This is a genomic window from Streptomyces sp. YS415 (genome assembly GCF_023544665.1).
Lineage (GTDB): Bacteria > Actinomycetota > Actinomycetes > Streptomycetales > Streptomycetaceae > Streptomyces.
This window is the reverse complement of sequence record NZ_JAMJFL010000003.1, coordinates 198,689-217,081: the sequence shown is the minus strand read 5'-3', so window position 1 is coordinate 217,081 and position 18,393 is coordinate 198,689. Positions and strand designations below refer to the sequence as shown.

The window sequence follows — 18,393 nt, the reverse complement described above, 5'->3', positions numbered from 1 at the left end:
CGTCCCCCCTGCTTCGCCTTGTGATCCGTCCGCCCTGCGCCGCGTGGGCGTGACGCGGAAGGACGACGTGCGCCATGTCCCTTCTCCCCCTCCCTGCCCCGGCGGCCACCCCCGCCCGCCCGGGCTCCCCCTCCCCCTCCCCTGCCCGCCTCGCCCGCCTCGCCCGCCATGTGCTGACCGCCCTTCCGCTCGTGCTGATCGGCGTCTGGCTGGCCGCCGACTGGCGCGGCCTGTCCGACGGGGCGTCCCATCTGGCCGCCGCCGACCCGCGCTGGCTGCCGGCCGGAGTCGGCTTCACCTGTCTGACCTTCGTGGCCGCCGCCTGCGTCCGGCAGGGCGCGATTCCCGAGCGGCTGCCGCCCCTGCCGCTGCTCGCCTCGCAGGTCGCCGCGGGCGCCGCGAACCACGCGCTCCCCGCGAGCATCGGCGCGCACGCCGTGACCCTGCGCTTCCTCCAGCGCCAGGGCATACCCCTGCCTCGGGCCGCGGCCTCGCTCGCCCTGTACGCCCTGGTCAAGCCGGTCGCGAAGCGGTTCGTGCTGCTCGCCCTGCTGCTGGCGGCCCCGGAACTGATCCGGCTCGACGCGCTGGTCCCGGACCACGGGACCCTGCTCATGACCGGCGTGGGCGCGGCGGCCGTACTCGCCGCACTGGCCCTGTTCCTGACGACCGTACGGCCGCTGCGGCGCGCGGTTCTCGGGTTCCTGCGCACCGCGCTGACCGACGCGCGGCTGCTGCACACCATGCCCGGCCGGGTGCTCGCGCTGTGGGGCGGGGCGGCCGCGCTCCCGCTGCTCCAGGCCGGTGTGGTCGCCTCCGTGGGGGCCTCGCTGGGGCTGCCGCTGTCGTGGGCGCAGCTCGTGTTCGCGTTCCTGGCCGCCAGTACCGCTGCCGGGGCGGTGCCCGCGCCGGGCGGGATCGGTCCGGTCGACGCGGCGCTGGTGTTCACGATGGTCGCCCTCGGCGCCGCCCCGGCCCCGGCCACGGCGACCGTGATCGGCTACCGCGTGCTGACGGTGTGGCTGCCGCTCGTACCCGGCATGCTCACCCTCTCCGCCCTCGTCCACCGCAAGCTGCTCTGAGCGACGCGCGGCGACCCGGGTCCCCCGCGACCCGTCAGGAGCGGTGGTGGAGCCGGGCGGCGAGCACCGCCACGTCGTCCTCGGCGTGCCGGGCGTCGAGGCGGGCGAGCACGGTGTCGAGGACCTCCTGGACACCGGCGCCGGACGGGAAGCCGAGCCCGGCCAGGCGATCCAGGGACTGGTCGATGTCCTCGCCTCGGCGCTCGACGAGGCCGTCGGTGAAGAGCATGAGCGTCTGGGACGGGTCGAGGCGGCAGGTGGCCGGTTCGTAGCCGCCGAGCCCGGTGCCCAGGGGCGGGCCGACCGGCACGGGGAGCAGGGAGACCCGGCCGGATCCGTCGATCACGGCGGGCGGGAGATGCCCGGCACTGGCCAGGGTGACCAGTCCGCGCGCGGGGTCCACGCGCGCGACGAGGCAGGTGGCGGGGCGGCGTTCCGGCTCCGCGGCGGCGAGGTCGTCGAGCTGGCGCAGCACCCGGTGCGGCGGCAGATCGGCGGAGGCTATGTACCGCAGGGCCGAGCGGTAGGCCGTCATGTCGACGGCGGCGTCCAGGCCGTGCCCCATCACGTCGCCGACGACCAGCAGCGTACGGCCGAAGTGCAGCCGTACCGTCTCGCACCAGTCGCCGCCGACCAGCGCGCGCTGCCCGACGGGCAGGTAGCGGATGGCGACGTCGAGGTTGGGATGCGGGCGGCCGGGTTCGGCGAGCAGGGCCCGCTGGAGCCTGCCGACGATGCCGCTCACCGCGTCGTGCTCGCGGGCATGCCGGATGGTCGAGGCGGCGCGCTCGGCCAGGAACGCGACCACGTCCTCCTCCGCCTGGCCGAAGGGCGCCCCTTCCCGGGCGCAGACGAGCACGCCGTAGCGGTGGCCCTGGGCGGTGAGGGGGACGCAGAGGGCGGGCCGGGAGCCGCCGGAGGCGAGGTTCACGACGCCGGTGCCGCCCGTCCCGCGGGCCACCTGGGCGGTCCAGTGGGCGTCGGGCAGTACCGCCGGGTTCCCGACGACGGCCTCGTACTCCGCGCCGGTCTCGCCCCGCTCGCGCAGGACCGCCACCGCGGCCCCCACCTGTCCCGCGACTTCCCGGGTCAGCTCGGCGCGGGTGGTGTCCTCGTCCAGGGTGGTGCCGACGCGGGCGGCCGCCGAGCGCAGCGCGCTGAGCCGGGAGCCTCCGGCGCCGTACGCGGGCGAGCCGGCGGCATCGGCCGGCTCAGCCGTCGCCGGGCTATGAAACGACTCGCACGATCGCGCCACAGCTCCCACTCTAAGAGCACGCCGAACCGGAACAGGTGACGCCGAGGTTGCGTCATCTCGAACGCCTGTACGTCGGCGGGGGGGCGGACGTCCTCCGGTGCCGCTGCTCCGCGGGGCCCGGACCGCTCGGGATCTAGAGCGCCCGCTCCGGTGCCGCCGGCGGATCGACGGGCGTCGGTCCGGGCGGGCCGAAGAGGACGGCCCGGGCCACGGGCGGGGCGAGCAGGGCGGTGACGGGCTCGGCGAGGCTGAGGACCTGGCGGAAGGCGCGCCCCACCACGGGGTCGCCGGGGGACCGCTCCTGGACCCGGCGCAGATACCAGCCGGCGACCCGGTCGGCGCGCCCGCCCTCGGTCGCGGTACCGACCGCTCCGGGCATCGAGCGGTCCGCACCGGCGGAGATGTCCCACGCCTGCCGGGACGCCGCGAGCAGCGCCCGCTGCACGCGCCGCGTCGTGGGCGTCCGGCGCCGGTCGGCCAGCGCGTCCCCCAGGGCGACCGCGCTCATCGCGGCGATGGCCATGCCCTGCCCGTAGATCGGGTTGAAGGTGCACAGCGCGTCGCCGGTGGCGAGGAATCCGGCCGGGCGGCGGCCGGGGAGGTCGTAGCGGCGGCGGATGTTCGCGGTCCGCCGGTAGCCGAACGCCGGGGACAGCGGTTCGGCGCCCTCGATCCAGCGGTCCAGCAGCGGATGCGCCAGCCGCTTGGTGTAGGCGACGAACTCCTCGTCGTCCGTGGGCGGTTCGTCGCCGCGCAGCCCGGAGACGATGACCAGATGGCTGCCGTCCTCCAGCGGCAGCACGCCGCCGCCGTGGGGCTGCTGGGGGCCGGGGTAGACGTAGTAGCCGAGCGTCTCGCCGCCGAGGGCGCCGTTGCCGCCCCGGTAGACGCGGGAGGCGTAGGCGAGCCCGGTGTCGATGGTCTCCTCCGGCGGGCGCTCGGCGCCGATCGCCTCCAGCCACTGCGGGGCCTTCGTGCCGCTGCCGGTGGCGTCGACGACCAGGTCGGCCTCCAGGGGCCGTTGCTCCCCGCGGGCGTCGCCGGAGCGGTCCCGCAGCAGGACGCCCCGCACGCGGGCGGCGTCCCCGAGCAGCCCGACGACGTCGGCCCCCTCCACCGCGCCGATCACCGGGTCGGCGAGGACCCGCTGCCGCACCAGCGCCTCCAACTGGGCGCGGGAGCCGGTGTAGATGTGCGTGGACGCAGGCACCCGGCGCAGCCAGCGGCCGCTCTGCCAGAGCACCAGGTCCGCCGGCATGCCCACCCGCGGCGCCCCCGCCTCCCGCAACTGCGCGAGAAAGCCCGGCAGCAGCGACTCCAGGGCCGTCTGCCCGCCCTGGAGAAGGACGTGCGGATGCCGGCCCTGCGGCACACCGGGCCGGGAGTCACTGCCGGCCGGGAAGCGGTCGCGCTCCACGACGGTCACCCGGTCGGCGTGCCGGGCCAGTACGTGCGCCGCGAGGAGCCCCGCGAGGCTGCCGCCCACGACCACCGCATGCCGCCCGCCCGGGCGGCCCTTGTCTCCGGCCGAGTTCAACGATCGCTCCCCCTGGTCGTCACGTCACGCGAAGACCCAAGTATCCCGTGCCACCAGGGGGGTTGACCGACTTTCGGCCTTTCGGCCTTTCGTCCTTCCGCCGCCGCGGTCAGCCCGCGTCGGGCGTCAGCCGCAGGGAGATGCTGTTGATGCAGTACCGCTGGTCGGTCGGCGTGGGGTAGCCCTCGCCCTCGAAGACATGCCCGAGGTGGGAGCCGCACCGCGCGCACCGCACCTCCGTGCGCACCATGCCGTGCGAGGTGTCCGACAGCAGTTCCACCGCGTCGGAGTCCTTCGGGTCGAAGAAGGACGGCCAGCCGCAGTGGGACTCGAACTTGGTGTCCGAGGTGAACAGTTCGGCACCGCAGGCGCGACAGGAGTACACGCCCTGGGTCTTGGTGTCGGTGTACTCACCGGTGAAGGCGGGCTCGGTACCGGCCTGCCGCAGCACGGCGTACTCGGCCGGGGTCAATTCCGCGCGCCACTGCTCGTCCGGCTTCTCGACGTCGTACGACATGAGTCTCAGCCCCTCACTTCGACAGGCGGTCCAGGATCTGCGGGCCGAGGTCCGTCACGTCGCCCGCGCCCATGGTGAGAACGAGATCACCGGGCTTGGCCATTCCCGCCACCACGGAGGCGACCTCGCCCTTGTCGCGCACGGGCGTCACGTCGGCGCCCGCGACCCGGGCCGCCTCGATGATCAGCTCGCTGGTGACACCGGGGATCGGGTCCTCGCGGGCCGGGTAGATCTCCAGCACCAGCGAGGCGTCCGCGAGGGCCAGCGCCTGCCCCATCTCCTTGCCCAGCTCCTGGGTCCGGGAGAACAGGTGCGGCTGGAAGACGACGAGGATGCGGGCGTCCCCCGCGGCGGCGCGCATGGCCTCCAGGTCCGCCGTCATCTCGGTCGGGTGGTGCGCGTAGGAGTCGATGACCTGCACCCCGGCGGCCTCGCCCTTGAGCTGGAGGCGCCGCTTGACGCCGGTGTAGGCGGCGATCGCCCCGGCGAGTCCGGCGGCCGGGACCCCGAGCGCCACGCCCGCCGCCAGCGCGGCCACGGCGTTGTGGGCGTAGTGCCGGCCCGGGACGGAGACGGTGAAGGTGAGCCGCTGACCGTCCAGGTCCACGGTCACCTCGCTCTTCAGGCCCTGCGCGACCACGGACAGCACCCGCACGTCGGCGTCCTCGGACTCGCCGTACGTCACCACGCGGACGCCGTCGAGGCGCCGGGTGAGTTCGCGCGCGCCCTCGTGATCGGCGGAGATCACCAGCGTGCCGCCGGGCACGATCCGGCCCGCGAAGGTCTCGAAGGACTCGTAGATCTCGTCCATCGACGCGTAGTTCGCGTGGTGGTCCAGCTCCACGTTGAGCACGATCGCCACCTCGGGCGCGTACTTGTGGAAGCTGCGGTCCGACTCGTCGGCCTCGGCGACGAAGATCTCCCCGTCGCCGTGCAGCGCGTTGGATCCCGGCGCGTCCAGGTCCCCGCCGATCGCGTACGAGGGGTCGAGGCCGAGCGCGCTCAGCGACACGGCCAGCATCGAGGTGGTGGTCGTCTTGCCGTGCGTACCGGCGACGGCGATCGGCCGCAGTCCGTCCATCAGCGCGGCCAGCGCGTCGGACCGGTGCACCACCGGGATGCCCAGCTCGGCCGCGCGCGCCAGCTCGGGGTTGTCCTGCCGGATCGCCGACGACACGACGACACAGCTCGCGTCGTCGGCGAGATGCCCGGCGGCGTGCCCGATGTGCACGGTCACGCCCAGCGCGCGCAGCGCCTCGGCGGTGGCGGACTCCTTGGCGTCGCTCCCGGCCACCACGGCCCCGCGCTGCGCCAGGATCTTCGCGATGCCGGACATCCCGGCACCGCCGATGCCGATGAAGTGCGGTCGGTCCATGGCGGAGGGAAGGCCGGGTGCCATGTACATATCTCCCAAGATCCGGTACGACGTGAAGGTGCCCCCAGCCTATGGGGTGCGGCGGCCGGCCAGGACCTACGCCTTGCTGTGCGAGAAGAGCTTCAGCACCGGCACTCCCACCTTGTGGCGGGCCCGCGAGGCCCAGTCGCGGTGGAAGAACTCCTCCACGTAGTGCGGATCGGTGAGGACGATCACCTCGTCCGCCCTCACCTCGTCCACCAGGGACTTCAGCGCGTCCAGCGGATGGTCCTCGATCAACCGCCCGTCCGCCTCGCTCCCGGACGCCCGCAGCGCCTGGAGGGAGACGGCGAGCGCCCGCTCCCCGAACCCCCTGGCCTCCTCGCCCTCCGGCGTCTCCCCCTCGCGGGCCGCCTCGTCCAGCTCCCCCAGCGCCACGTCGTCGATGGCCCGCAGCAGGCGGTCCGCCTGGTCGCCGCGCGGCTGGAGCAGCACATGGAAGAAGACCGGCTCGTCCCCGTGCAGCGTGGTGACGAACTCCACGTCCGCGGAGGTCAGGGCCTTCTCGATCATCAATACGCTTCTGAACACCAGACGCCCCTTCTGCGACAGGGCCCGACAAGGCCCTGCGGAAACCATCCTGCCCCGTGATCGCACGAGGACTGCGACATTCAGTGTGCCCGCCGGGGGCTAAACGGAACGGCTTATTCCGCCCTTTACCGGACCCCGGCGCCCGGGCCGGCGCCCCGCCGCCCCCGTCAGACCCGGCCGTACCGGGTGAAGAGGAAGCCCTCCTCCTCCAGCATGGACATCAGTGCGAACTTCCGGGGCAGCTCCACCGGGGGCCCGTCCGCGATCCGCTGCGCGTTGCCCGCGGTGAGCATCGGGGACACGGTCAGACAGAGCTCGTCGAGCACCCCGGCCGCGATCAGCTGGCCGAGCAGCCGCGGCCCGCCCTCGGTCAGCAGCCGCCGGTGGCCGAGCCCGGCGAGCGCCTGGACGAGCCGGCCCGGGTCCACCCCGGCGCCGTCACCGGCGAAGAGCACCCGCACCCCCGCCTTCCCGGCGGCGGCGATCCGCTCCGGGGCCGCCCCGGCACCGGTCAGCACGATCGTCGGCACCAGCGGGGAGGCGAAGAGCGGAAGGGAGAAATCCAGGTCGAGACCGGCGGTGACGACGGCGATGGCCGGCGCGGGCGCCTGGCCGGCCGCCTCGCGCCGCGCCGCGAACTCGGCACGCGCGCGTGCGGGCCGGTACCCCTCCTGGCGTACCGTTTCCGCACCGACGACCACGGCATCCGCCAGCGCCCGCAGGGTGCCGAAGATCCGCATGTCGGTCGCGCTGGAGATCGGCTGCGACCTGCCGTCGTACTGGGCGGCCCCGTCGAGCGTGGAGACCATGTTGGCGCGCAGCCGGGGCTCGGCGGGGTCGGGGTAGGCGTAGACCTCGGCCAGCTCGTCGAGCGTCCACTCACGGTCGTCCGTCTGATCGGTCACTGGGAACAGGCGTCGCATGCGGGCAGTGTTCCACGCACGGGCGAGGACACACCGGCGCGCACTCCCCCGGCCGGCCCGCACCGGGGAGGCCGCCCGCGCGCCACCCCCTAAAATCGGTGAACGTGTCCTCCTCCAGCTCCGCCGGCGAGTCCCCGATAGCCGAAGCGACCCCGCTCTCCCTCTGCTCCCGCGAGCCGCGCGTCCCCGCGGACCGGCTGGTGGCGGAGATGGTCCCCCCGCCCCGCTTCGACTCGGTCCGCTTCGGCACGTACATCCCGGACCCGAACCAGCCCAGCCAGACGGAGGCGGTCCACGTCCTGGAGTCCTTCGCGGCGGGACTCGGCGGCGCGCAGGCGGCCGGCTCCGGCAGGCGCGGCTTCTTCGGCCTCGGCAGGCCCAAGGCGCCCAAGACCCCCGCAGGTCCCCGGGGCGTCTACCTGGACGGCGGCTACGGCGTGGGCAAGACCCACCTGCTCGCCTCGCTCTGGCACGCCACCCCGGCCGAACCGTCCCTCAAGGCGTTCGGCACCTTCGTGGAGCTGACCAACCTCGTCGGCGCCCTGGGCTTCCAGCAGACGGTGCAGACCCTGTCCGGGCACCGCCTGCTGTGCATCGACGAGTTCGAGCTGGACGACCCCGGCGACACGGTCCTCGTCTCCACCCTGCTCGGCAAGCTGGTCGACGCGGGGGTCGCCCTCGCCGCCACGTCCAACACGCTGCCCGGCAAGCTCGGCGAGGGCCGCTTCGCCGCGGCCGACTTCCTGCGGGAGATCCAGGGCCTGTCGGCGCACTTCCGCCCGCTGCGCATCGACGGCGAGGACTACCGCCACCGCGGCCTGCCCGAGGCTCCGGCGCCGTTCGACGACGAGCAGGTGACACGGGCGGCCCAGGAGACCGCGGGCGCCTCGCTCGACGACTTCCCGCGGCTGCTGGAACACCTGGCGAGGGTGCACCCCAGCCGGTACGGCGCGCTGACCGACGGCGTGACGGCGGTGTGCCTGACCGATGTGCGGCCGGTTCCGGACCAGTCCACCGCGCTGCGGCTGGTGGTGCTCGCGGACCGGCTCTACGACCGTGAAGTGCCCGTGCTGGCCTCGGGCCTGCCGTTCGATCAGCTGTTCAGCGAGGAGATGCTGAAGGGCGGGTACCGCAAGAAGTACTTCCGCGCGATCTCCCGCCTCACCGCGCTCGCCCGGGACGCGAAGGACCTCGTCCGAACCGCCTAGTTCAGGCCAGGCCGCCCCCACATTTCAGGCCCTCTTCCGCGCGAAGCGCCGAGTTGACCCTGCAAACAACTTTGCAGGGTTAACGTGTTTCTTGACCAGCGGTTGACCAACTGTTGGGGCGTACTAGAAGTGCGGGACGACCGGAGGAGGGCGCGTGTTCCGAGGTACGACGGATATGGCCCCAGAGCAGGCCCCCACCACCGCCATGCCGGCCCTCGAACTCTTCGCTCCCGCCGCATCCTTCGCACCCGCGCACACGGTCCGTCACGCAAAGGCCAGAGCCCGGGCGCGCCGGGTGGTCCGCCGCTGATCAGCGGAGCAGCTTCCCCCACTCTGCTTTGTCCTGCCCGTCCGACGCGCCCCTGTGCGGCGCGCCAGGAGGAATCACGACCTATGCAGCCCCTCATCGACAACGCCCGTACGTTCGGACAGCGCCCTGAGGAGTTCGCCGAGCTCGCCGAAGGCCAGTCCCCGCAGGTGCTCTTCATCACCTGCTCGGACTCCCGGGTCGTGCCGGCCCTGATCACGGGCGCCCGCCCCGGCGAGCTCTTCGAGCTGCGCACCGCGGGCAACATCGTCCCGCCGTACGCCTCCGAGCACCCCACCAGCGAGGCGGCCACCATCGAGTACGCCGTGGAAGTCCTCGGCGTCGGCGACATCGTGGTCTGCGGCCACTCCCACTGCGGTGCCGTCGGCGCGCTGGTGCGCGGCGACGACCTGGACGCCGTACCTGCCGTGCGCGACTGGCTGACGCACGCGACCCCGCGCCCGACCGGAGCGGCCGAGGACCCGGCCGTCGCCGCGGGCGTCCAGAGCCACGTCCTCACCCAGCTGCTACGGCTGCGCTCCTACCCCTTCATCGAGGCGAAACTGAAGGAACGCCGACTGACCCTGCACGGCTGGTACTACGAGGTGCACACCGGCGCCGTGCGGGAACACCGCGCCGACACCGACACCTTCGAGGCGCTGTGAGGGCGGCGGCGACCGCCTTCCCGCATCTGCGGCGGGACTTCGCCGCTTCCCTGGTCGTGTTCCTGGTCGCGCTGCCGCTGTGCGTGGGCGTGGCCGTCGCCTCCGGTGTCCCGGCCGAACTGGGCCTGGTCACCGGCATCGTGGGCGGCATCGTCACGGGCATGATGCGGGGCAGCAGCCTCCAGGTGTCGGGCCCCGCGGCGGGCCTGACCGTGCTGGTCTTCGAGGCCGTCCAGGAGTTCGGGCTGCCCGCGCTCGGTGTGATCGTGCCGGCCACGGGCCTGCTCCAGCTCCTGATGGGCGCCCTCCGGCTCGGGCGCTGGTTCCGGGCCATCTCGGTCGCGGTCGTCGAGGGCATGCTGGCCGGCATCGGTCTCGTGCTCATCGCCGGCCAGCTCTACGCCATGGCCGGCGCGGCGGCGCCGGCCTCCGGTGCGGCGAAAATAGCCGGGCTGCCCGGTGCGCTCGCCGACGCCCTCGGCGACACCGGGGCACTGGCCTCGCTGGGACTCGGCGCGGGCACGATCGCCGTCCTGGTGCTGTGGAAGCGGATGCCGGGCGCGCTGCGCACGGTGCCCGGTCCGCTCGCGGCTGTGGGGCTGGCGACGCTGGGCGCGACGGTGTTCGCGCTGCCGGTGGCCACCGTCGAGGTGAAGGGGCTGCTGGGCTCGGTCCAGCCGCCGTCGCCGAGCTCCTTCGGGCAGCTCGCGGATGTGGGGCTGCTCGTCACGATCGTCGCCTTCACGCTGATCGCGTCCGCGGAGTCGCTGTTCAGCGCGGCGGCGGTGGACCGGATGCACGACGGTCCGCGCACCGAGTACGACAAGGAGCTGATCGCCCAGGGCGCGGGCAACACCGTGTGCGGAGCGCTCGGCGCGCTGCCGATGACCGCGGTGATCGTGCGCAGCTCGGCCAACGTCCAGGCCGGGGCCCGGACCAAGGCCTCCCGGGTGATGCACGGCGTCTGGCTGCTGCTGTTCGCGGCGCTGCTGCCGTCCGTGCTGGCCTGGATTCCGCTCCCGGCCCTGGCGGGCGTACTGGTGCACGCCGGAGCCAAGCTGATCCCCGTGCGCGCGATCCGCTCGCTGTGGCCCGAGCACCGCGGTGAGGTGCTGATCCTCGTGGTCACGGCCGGGTCGATCGTCGCGGTCAGCATGTTCGAGGGGGTGCTCATCGGTCTCGCGCTGGCCGTCGCCAAGACGGCCTGGCAGGCCTCGCACCTGAAGCTGGAGGTGGTGGACAAGGGCGCCGGGCCGGTCCAGGCGTACCTGTCGGGCAACGCCACCTTCCTGCGGCTGCCGAAGATACTCGACAGCCTGGAGGCGCTGCCCCAGGACCGGCCGGTGGAACTGGACCTGTCCGGGCTGCACCACCTGGACCACGCCTGCCGTACGGCACTGGAGACGTGGGCCGGGCGGCACAGCGCGGCGGGCACCGACCCGGTGCGGGTCACCTCACCCTGACGGGTGCCCTCGGGGCGGGGCCGTCCCCGCCCCGAGGGCACACGGCCCGCGACACCCTTGCGCATATCGTCCGTTATTGGCCGCCTCGTCGGTGAACTCGCTCTACGCGCGTGGTTCACCTGGCCGGAACCAAATGGTAGACACGGCGTCGACACAGTCCTGTCCGCCAGCAGGAAGGTTCCACCATGTCCGACCACGGCTTGCAGAACCGCCGTCAGATGCTCGCCCGCACCGGCGCCCTGGGCGTCTCGATCGCCTTCGCCGGAAACCTCAGCGAACTCTTCGCGGGCACAGCCGCCGCGCAGGACCTGGGCCACACCGGTTACGGCCCCCTCGTCCCCGACCCGAACGGCCTCCTCGACCTGCCGAAAGGTTTCCGCTACCGGGTCCTGTCCCGTGAGGGCGACCCCCTGCGCTCGGGAGAGGGACCGGTCCCCTCGAACCACGACGGCATGGCCGCCCTGCCCGGCCGGCACGGCAGGGTCCACCTGGTCCGCAACCACGAGAACCGCGCCACCGCACGGCTCGCCGTCCCGGCGGTCGAGGGACTGACGTACGACCCGCAGGGCAAGGGCGGCTGCACGACGCTGACCCTGGACGCGCGCGGCAAGGTCCTCGCCGAGCGCGTCGGCATCGCCGGTACGGCGGTCAACTGCGCGGGCGGGCCCACTCCCTGGGGTACCTGGCTGACCTGCGAGGAGACCGAGGACAAGGCGGGCACCAACGGCTACACCAAGGACCACGGCTTCATCTTCGAGGTGGACCCGGCGGACCCGCACCGCAGCGGCGCGGTACCGCTGACCGCGATGGGCCGCTTCCAGCACGAGGCGGTGTCGGTGGACCCGAGACGCGGCATCGTCTACGAGACCGAGGACGCCTTCCAGAAGCCCTTCGGCCTGTTCTACCGCTTCCTCCCGCACCGGCCCCTCGGCGGCGGAGGCTCCCTGCGGGCGGGCGGCCGCCTCCAGGCGATGCGGGTGCCGGACGTACCGGACCTGTCGTCGATCCAGGAACCGGGAGCCTCCTTCGACCGCGTCGAGTGGGTGGACGTACCGGACCCCCTGGCCGCCGAGACCCCCATCCGCCTCCAGGACTTCGGCCCCCGGGGCATCACCCACGCCCAGAAGCTGGAGGGCTGCTACTGGGGCGGCCGCTCGGTCTACTTCGTGTCGTCCTTCGCCCGCAGTGCCGAGGGCTCGGCGGCGGACCACTACGGCCAGATCTGGCGCTACGACCCCGAGCGCCGCCGGCTCACCCTGGTGATCGTCTTCGGCCCCGACACGGACATCCAGCTCCCCGGCGAGTCCCCCGACAACATCTGCCTGGCCCCCTCCGGCGGCCTCATGGTCTGCGAGGACGGCAACGGCGCCCAGCACGTCTACGGCGTCACCCGCCGCGGCGAGGTCTACGCGATGGCCCGCAACGCCCAGAACATCGGCACACCCGAGGAACCGGAATGGGGCGAGTTCGCCGGCGTCGCCTTCTCCCCGGACGGCGGGACGATGTACGTCAACTGCTACACCCCGGGCACGACGTTCGCGGTGACGGGCCCCTGGCGCAGGTGACCGGCCGCTGACCGGGTGACACGGCCCCGTGTCGGCGGCGCCCGAAATCGGATAAGACGCATGTCGCCGTGATTCTCATACGGTGATCACTCGCGTACGCAGCATCACCGCCGTCTGTGTCCTGGGCGCCGCACTCGCCGCCTGCGGCGCCCCCCAGGCCCCCCGAGCCGCTCGCCCGGCGCCCTCCGCGGCCTCCGCCGCGCCGTCGCAGCCGCCGACGCTCGCGCCGGGCCCCGCCGGACTCACCCCCGTGTTCACGAACGGGCCCCGGACCCCGGACAGGACCGTCGCGCTCACCTTCGACGCCGACATGACCGCCGACCAGGGACCGCGGGCCGCGGCCGGGGAGCGGTTCGACAATCCGGGGCTCATCGAGGCGCTGCGGGAGCTGAAGGTGCCCGCGACCGTGTTCATGACCGGGCGGTGGGCCGAGGAGTACCCCCGGCAGGCGCGGGGCATCGGCCGGGACCCGCTCTTCGAGGTCGCCAACCACTCCTACAGCCACTACGCCTTCACCGGCGACTGCTACGGCCTGCCGACCGTGCCCGAGGCCCGGATGCGGGCGGACGTGGAGCGGGCGTACGCCGCCTTCCGCAGGGCCGGAGTGCCGGACGCGAGGCCGTACTTCCGGTTCCCCGGGGGGTGCTACGACCGGCGGGCGCTCAGGGCGCTGACCCCGGCCGGGGTGACCGCCGTGCAGTGGGACGTGGTGAGCGGGGACGCCTTCGCCACCGACGCCGACGCCGTGGCCCGGCAGGTGCTGGAGGGGGTGCGGCCGGGCTCGGTCGTCGTCATGCACTGCACCCGCAGCGCCGCCCCCACCACCGAGCGCGCCGTCCGCACCCTCGTGCCCGAGCTGCGGCGCCAGGGGTTCCGCTTCGTCCGGGTGTCCGAGCTGATCGGGGCCGCCCACGACCGGCGGTGACCGTTCTACGCTGGAGGCATGAGCGACGCCGACTACTGCACGATCGCCGACGCGACCAAGCCGCCGAAGGCCGACGGGCCGCCGTACGCGGAGTGTGTGCTGTGCCGGGAGCCGACGGAGTACCCGGAGTCGTACAAGGGCCTCACCCTGTGCCCGGTGTGCGAGTGGCGCGAGGCCGAGCGGACCGCCTGCTCGGGGTGATCCGCGGCAGCCGGGCGCCGGCCTTCCGGCTGGCAGACTGGGCGGGGTGAGCCAAGAAACCGCGTCCGCCGCCGACAGCCCCTTCCGTGCCGAGCCCACCCCCCGCGACCTCGCCCCGCAGTACGTGCTGCCGCTCGTCGTGCGCATCGAGCGGGCCGCTCCCCCGGCCCGCACCGACGCCCTGGAGACCGCCGCCCGTGCCGTGCTGGTGATGCTCGCGGACGAGCGGGCCGCCGGGGACGGCGAGTGGGCCGAGGCCGTGCGGGACTGGCAGGACGCCCGGATCCGCAAGGTCGTACGGCGGGCCCGGGGCGCCGAGTGGCGGCGGGCGGAGGCCCTGCCGGGGATCACGGTGACCGGCGGGACGGCCGAGGTACGGGTGTTCCCGCCCGTCCCCCTCGACGGCTGGCCCAAGGAGCTCGCCCGGCTCCAGGTCTCCGGCACCGACCTCGACGACCCGCAGGACCCGGTCGCCGCGGACCCGGCGGCCCCGGTGCTGTGGCTCAACCCCGACCTCGGCATGTCGGCCGGCAAGGCGATGGCCCAGGCCGGTCACGGCGCCCAGCTCGCCTGGTGGGACCTCGCGGAGGAGGAGCGCAGGGCCTGGCGCGACGCCGGCTTCCCGCTCGCCGTACGGACGGCGCCCCGCGACCGCTGGCCCGCCCTCACCACGAGCGGCCTGCCGGTCGTACGGGACGCCGGCTTCACGGAGATCGCCCCCGGCTCCTGCACGGTGGTCGCCGATCACCCCGCCCTGCGCTAGCCAACCTCAAATGTTGCTCTGAAGCCCCGGCCGAAGGGGTTCGCCGCCGCCCGCCGGGGCCATACCCCCTGCACGCACGTGCTGGGCGTGTCGGAGGGGGACGACCATGGAGCGACTGGGTACGGGGATCGGGTGGCGGCCGGAGATCGCGGACGCCGTGGAACGCATGCCGGGCATCGACTGGGTCGAGGTGGTCGCCGAGAACGTGTGCCCCGGCCATCTCCCGGCGGCGTTGCTGCGGCTGCGCGAGCGCGGGGTCACCGTGGTCCCGCACGGTGTCTCGCTCGGCCTCGGCGGCGCCGACCGGCCCGACGCCGCCCGGCTCACCGCACTCGCCGAGCGGGCCGAGGCGCTGGGCTCGCCGCTGGTCACCGAGCACATCGCGTTCGTCCGGGCGGGCGGCCCGCTCACCGCGTCACCGCCGCTGGAGGCGGGCCATCTGCTGCCCGTGCCGCGCACCCGGGACGCCCTGGACGTGCTGTGCGAGAACATCCGGATCGCCCAGGACGCGCTGCCCGTCCCGCTCGCCGTCGAGAACATCGCCGCACTGATCGCCTGGCCCGGCGAGGAACTGACCGAGGGACAGTTCCTCTACGAACTGGCCGACCGCACCGGCGTCCGGCTGCTCATCGACGTGGCCAACCTGCACACCAACCACGTCAACCGGGGCGAGGACCCGGCCGAGGCGCTCGCCCACCTCCCCCTGGAGGCCATCGCGTACGTCCATGTCGCGGGCGGCTTCGAGCGGGACGGCGTCTGGCACGACAGCCACGCCCACCCGGTCCCGCGGCCGGTGCTCGACATCCTCACCGACCTGGCCTCGCGCATCGCCCCGCCCGGCGTCCTGCTGGAGCGCGACGAGAACTTCCCCGAACCGGCCGAGCTGGAGCGGGAGTTGGCGCAGATCCGGGCGGCCGTCGAGAAGGGCGGCCAGGAGCCGGGGACCCCGGCCGCCCCGGCTGGCCGCCGCACCGCGGAACCGATCTCCCCGGCCGCCCGCGAGCGCCTGGCCCTCGCCCAGGCCGCGCTGCTGTCCGCGCTCGTCGCGGGGACACCGGTGCCCGAGGGATTCGACCGGACGCGGCTGGGCGTCCAGGCGCGGGCGCTGGCCGGGAAGCGGGCGGACGTCGTGGCGAAGGTCGCGCCCGAACTGCCCGTCATCCTCGGCCCGCGCTACCGTCCCGCCTTCCTCGCCTACGCCCAGCGCAACCCCATGACGGACGGCTACCGACGCGACGCGCTCGACTTCGCCGGTCACCTGCTCGCCGCCGAGGGGGCGCTGGACAGCCGCGCCCGCAGGGAGCTGGGCCGGTGGCGGCGGGAGCGCTCGGGCCCGGCCCCGCGCCCGCCCGCGCGGCTGGCGCGGATACGGCGCACGTTGACCCGCCGGGGAACCCCGCCCGTGCCCCCTCCCATGGCCCCTCCGGTGGACAAGAGGCCCGCGAAGCCCTGACGTTTCCTACGGAACGTTGCATATCGGCAACGCTCCGTCCGGATGGTGAATAAGGCATGGCGTCCGCACGCGCCCTTGGCATAGAAACGCGGCATGTTCTGGGTCCTTCTCCTGCTGCTGGCCTGGGCCGTCGCCGGCCTCGCGTGCACCCGGCTGTGCCTGGCCGCCGTCCACGCGGCGGCCGTCGACGTGCACGCGGGCCGGGAGCACGACCTGACGCTGTACGAGGCCGCGTTCCTGTCGGGCGGCCCGCGCCGGGTGGCCGATCTCACGCTCGTCTCCATGGCCCGTCAGCGCCGGCTGCTGCTCGCCCGCACCGGCTGGGCGACGGTCGTCGACCCGCGCGGCCGGGACGACATCGAACGGTCCGTCATAGGGGCCATCGGGCCCGGCGGGCAGTCCCCCATCGCGCCGGTGCGGGACGCCGCGGCCGACGCCGAGGCGGTGGGCACCCTCGCCGAACGGCTCGTCCGGGCCGGTCTCGCCGTTCCCGACGGAGCCCGCACCGGTATAGCGGCCGAGGTCCAGCGGGTGCGGCTCGCCGCGGTGGCCGTCCTGGCGCTGGGCGGGATCGCCCTGCTCCTGCCCGGCGGGGCCGAGTTGCCCCGCCATCTGGTCGCCCTCTGGTTCGGGCTGCCGCTCGCGCTCACCCTGAGCTGCCTGGCCATCGCGCGCGTCGAGGTCCACCCGTACTCGCGCTGGGCGTCGCCGGCCGGACAGCGGCTGCTGGGCGCGTTGTCCCGGCACACGGGCGGCGGGGACGACCGTACGTACCTCACCACCGTCGCCGTGCGCGGCGTCCGCGCGGTCGGCGAGCCGGACCTGCGGGCGGCCTTCGAGCAGCGCGCGTCCCTCTGGCGCGACTGACACCCCGCACCCAGGGGGCGCACAGGGGGCATTGGCGCCGACACCGGGCGGACGGTGCTTGCCTTCGCCCACAACCGAACGAAGCATCCCTTTTGTTGCGTCCGTGCACCGAAGGGATACGCGATGAGAGCCCTCACCCTCTACACGGCCGCCGGGTCGCTGCTCCTGACCACCCTCGCCGCCACCCCGGCCGGCGGCGCGGAGGCCGCCCCGGGTACGGCCGAGCTGCGCGGCACCGTGGTGGCCGCCGCGCGCGCGAGGGTGACCGGCATCGACTTCGGCTCCTGCTCCCAGGAGCAGGACATGCCGGGCTCCCTGCAGTGCGGCACGGTCAAGGTCCCGCTGGACTACGCACGTCCGGACGGCCGGCAGATCGAGCTGACGGTCAGCCGGGTGCGGGCCACCCACACGGACCCGCACAACAGCAAGCGCCGGGTGCCGCGGCAGGGCGCCCTGGTCTTCAACCCGGGCGGCCCCGGCGCCTCGGGCATGTACTTCCCGCTGATCGGCCTGATGCCCGAGTGGAAGCGCCTCGCGGCCGCCTACGACCTCGTCGGCTACGCCCCCCGCGGGGTGGGCCGCAGCGCTCCGCTGTCCTGCCAGGACCCCAAGCACTTCTTCAAGGGGCCGTCACAGGCGCCCACCCACCCCTCGGAGTCGTACAAGCAGGAACGCATCGCGCGGGCCAAGGCGTACGCGCGCGGCTGCGCCCAGCGGTCCGGTGGCGCGCTGCGGCACTACCACTCCCTGAACAACGCCCGCGACCTCGACGTCCTGCGGGCCGCGCTGGGCGAGGAGCGGCTGACGTTCATGGGCGCGTCCTACGGCACGTACTACGGCGCCCTGTACGCGGCGCTCTTCCCCTCGCGGGTGCGCCGGATGGTGTTCGACGCGGCCGTGAACCCGGACCCGGAGCAGATCTGGTACCGCAACAACCTCGACCAGTCGGCCGCGTTCGAGGGCCGCTGGGCGGACTTCCGGGAGTGGGTCGCCAAGCACCACAAGGTGTACCGGCTGGGCGACACCCCCGCGAAGGTGCTGCGCAGCTACGAGCGGGCGCGCGCGCAGCTCGCCGCGGAACCGGCGGGCGGGAAGGTGGGGCCGGGACAGCTGCAGGGGGCGTTTCTGCAGGCCGGGTACTACGACGACTACTGGCCGTACCGGGCGCAGGCGCTGTCGGCGTATCTCCAGGGCGACCCCAAGCCGCTGATCGGGATCGCCGCGCCGGTGACGGAGGCCGCCGCCGAGGCGGAGAACAGCAAGGCGGTGTACACGGCCGTCGAGTGCAACGACGCGCCCTGGCCCACGGAGTGGCGGGTGTGGGACCGGGACAACACCCGGCTCGCCCGGGTGGCGCCGTTCGAGACGTGGGACAACGTGTGGGCGAACCTGCCCTGCGCCTTCTGGCCCGCGCCGCGTCAGCGGCCGCTCGATGTGCGGACGGCGCCCGGTGAGCTGCCGCCGACGCTGATCCTCGCCGCCGAGCGGGATGCCGCGGCGCCCTATCAGGGGGCGCTGGAGCTGCACCGGCGGCTCGGGGACTCGGTGCTGGTGACCGAGCGGGACGCGGGGACGCACGGGATCGCGGGCGGGCCGAACGCGTGCGTCAACGCGCATGTGGAGGCGTACTTGCTGGAGGGGCGGCTTCCGGTGCGGCGCACCGCGTGTGCGCCGCGCCTGGAGCCGCGTCCTGCCACGTGAGGCGCCCCTGAGGGGC

Annotated in this window: 17 protein-coding genes; 11 read left to right on the top strand and 6 right to left on the bottom strand. The window is 74.1% G+C overall.

The features are described 5' to 3' along the window. Positions 1–74 precede the first annotated feature (74 nt). Positions 75–1,082 carry a lysylphosphatidylglycerol synthase domain-containing protein gene (locus M8H82_RS05675; protein ID WP_250071307.1) on the top strand — a complete coding sequence of 336 codons (1,008 nt, stop codon included), beginning with the start codon at positions 75–77 and terminating at the stop codon, positions 1,080–1,082. A 34-nt stretch (positions 1,083–1,116) separates the two neighbouring features. On the opposite strand, the gene M8H82_RS05670 is transcribed toward M8H82_RS05675, so the two are convergent. From M8H82_RS05670 to M8H82_RS05645, 6 genes are all read right to left on the bottom strand, one after another. After that, positions 1,117–2,337, bottom strand: a complete 1,221-nt coding sequence (locus M8H82_RS05670; RefSeq protein WP_250071306.1) for a GAF domain-containing SpoIIE family protein phosphatase — start codon at positions 2,335–2,337, stop codon at positions 1,117–1,119. A gap of 133 nt (positions 2,338–2,470) precedes the next feature. Beyond that, positions 2,471–3,823, bottom strand: coding sequence for an FAD-dependent monooxygenase (locus tag M8H82_RS05665; RefSeq protein WP_250071454.1), 1,353 nt, complete (start codon positions 3,821–3,823; stop codon positions 2,471–2,473). A 160-nt stretch (positions 3,824–3,983) separates the two neighbouring features. Continuing rightward, positions 3,984–4,391, bottom strand: a complete 408-nt coding sequence (gene msrB, locus M8H82_RS05660) for a peptide-methionine (R)-S-oxide reductase MsrB (protein ID WP_250071305.1) — start codon at positions 4,389–4,391, stop codon at positions 3,984–3,986. Positions 4,392–4,404: 13 nt separating this feature from the next. After that, positions 4,405–5,790, bottom strand: coding sequence for a UDP-N-acetylmuramate--L-alanine ligase (gene murC / locus M8H82_RS05655; protein WP_250071304.1), 1,386 nt, complete (start codon positions 5,788–5,790; stop codon positions 4,405–4,407). A gap of 72 nt (positions 5,791–5,862) precedes the next feature. Further along, positions 5,863–6,318: an indole-3-glycerol phosphate synthase gene (locus tag M8H82_RS05650; protein ID WP_250071303.1), complete on the bottom strand. Its 456-nt coding sequence runs from the start codon at positions 6,316–6,318 to the stop codon at positions 5,863–5,865. 185 nt (positions 6,319–6,503) lie between these two features. Further along, positions 6,504–7,259, bottom strand: coding sequence for a pyrimidine reductase family protein (locus M8H82_RS05645; RefSeq protein WP_250071302.1), 756 nt, complete (start codon positions 7,257–7,259; stop codon positions 6,504–6,506). 104 nt (positions 7,260–7,363) lie between these two features. Here M8H82_RS05645 and zapE point away from each other — a divergent pair, with 104 nt between their 5' ends. The 10 genes from zapE (at position 7,364) to M8H82_RS05595 (ending at position 18,377) form a co-directional block, all read left to right on the top strand. After that, positions 7,364–8,467 carry a cell division protein ZapE gene (zapE, locus tag M8H82_RS05640; protein WP_250071301.1) on the top strand — a complete coding sequence of 368 codons (1,104 nt, stop codon included), beginning with the start codon at positions 7,364–7,366 and terminating at the stop codon, positions 8,465–8,467. Between the two features lie 393 nt (positions 8,468–8,860). Further along, the gene (locus M8H82_RS05635) at positions 8,861–9,439 is read left to right on the top strand and encodes a carbonic anhydrase (RefSeq protein ID WP_250071300.1); all 579 of its coding nucleotides are present in this window, start codon (positions 8,861–8,863) and stop codon (positions 9,437–9,439) included. Then, a complete protein-coding gene (locus tag M8H82_RS05630) occupies positions 9,436–10,902 on the top strand; it encodes a SulP family inorganic anion transporter (RefSeq protein ID WP_250071299.1) in 1,467 nt (488 codons plus the stop codon). The genes M8H82_RS05635 and M8H82_RS05630 overlap by 4 nt, the downstream gene beginning before the upstream one ends. Positions 10,903–11,087: 185 nt before the next feature. Further along, positions 11,088–12,467: a PhoX family protein gene (locus M8H82_RS05625; RefSeq protein ID WP_250071298.1), complete on the top strand. Its 1,380-nt coding sequence runs from the start codon at positions 11,088–11,090 to the stop codon at positions 12,465–12,467. A gap of 82 nt (positions 12,468–12,549) precedes the next feature. Continuing rightward, positions 12,550–13,392 (top strand): polysaccharide deacetylase family protein, encoded by an 843-nt coding sequence (locus M8H82_RS05620; RefSeq protein WP_250071297.1) that lies wholly within the window; start codon positions 12,550–12,552, stop codon positions 13,390–13,392. A gap of 18 nt (positions 13,393–13,410) precedes the next feature. Then, positions 13,411–13,593 carry a hypothetical protein gene (locus M8H82_RS05615; protein WP_250071296.1) on the top strand — a complete coding sequence of 61 codons (183 nt, stop codon included), beginning with the start codon at positions 13,411–13,413 and terminating at the stop codon, positions 13,591–13,593. A 46-nt stretch (positions 13,594–13,639) separates the two neighbouring features. Beyond that, positions 13,640–14,356 (top strand): peptidyl-tRNA hydrolase, encoded by a 717-nt coding sequence (locus tag M8H82_RS05610; RefSeq protein WP_250071295.1) that lies wholly within the window; start codon positions 13,640–13,642, stop codon positions 14,354–14,356. A 106-nt stretch (positions 14,357–14,462) separates the two neighbouring features. After that, entirely contained in the window at positions 14,463–15,809 is a 1,347-nt protein-coding gene (locus tag M8H82_RS05605; RefSeq protein WP_250071294.1) for a DUF692 domain-containing protein, read from the top strand. Positions 15,810–15,902: 93 nt separating this feature from the next. Next, entirely contained in the window at positions 15,903–16,676 is a 774-nt protein-coding gene (locus M8H82_RS05600) for a TIGR04222 domain-containing membrane protein (RefSeq protein WP_250071293.1), read from the top strand. A 123-nt stretch (positions 16,677–16,799) separates the two neighbouring features. Beyond that, complete coding sequence (locus M8H82_RS05595; protein ID WP_250071292.1) at positions 16,800–18,377, top strand: alpha/beta hydrolase; 1,578 nt, start codon at positions 16,800–16,802, stop codon at positions 18,375–18,377. The last annotated feature ends 16 nt before the right edge of the window (positions 18,378–18,393 follow it).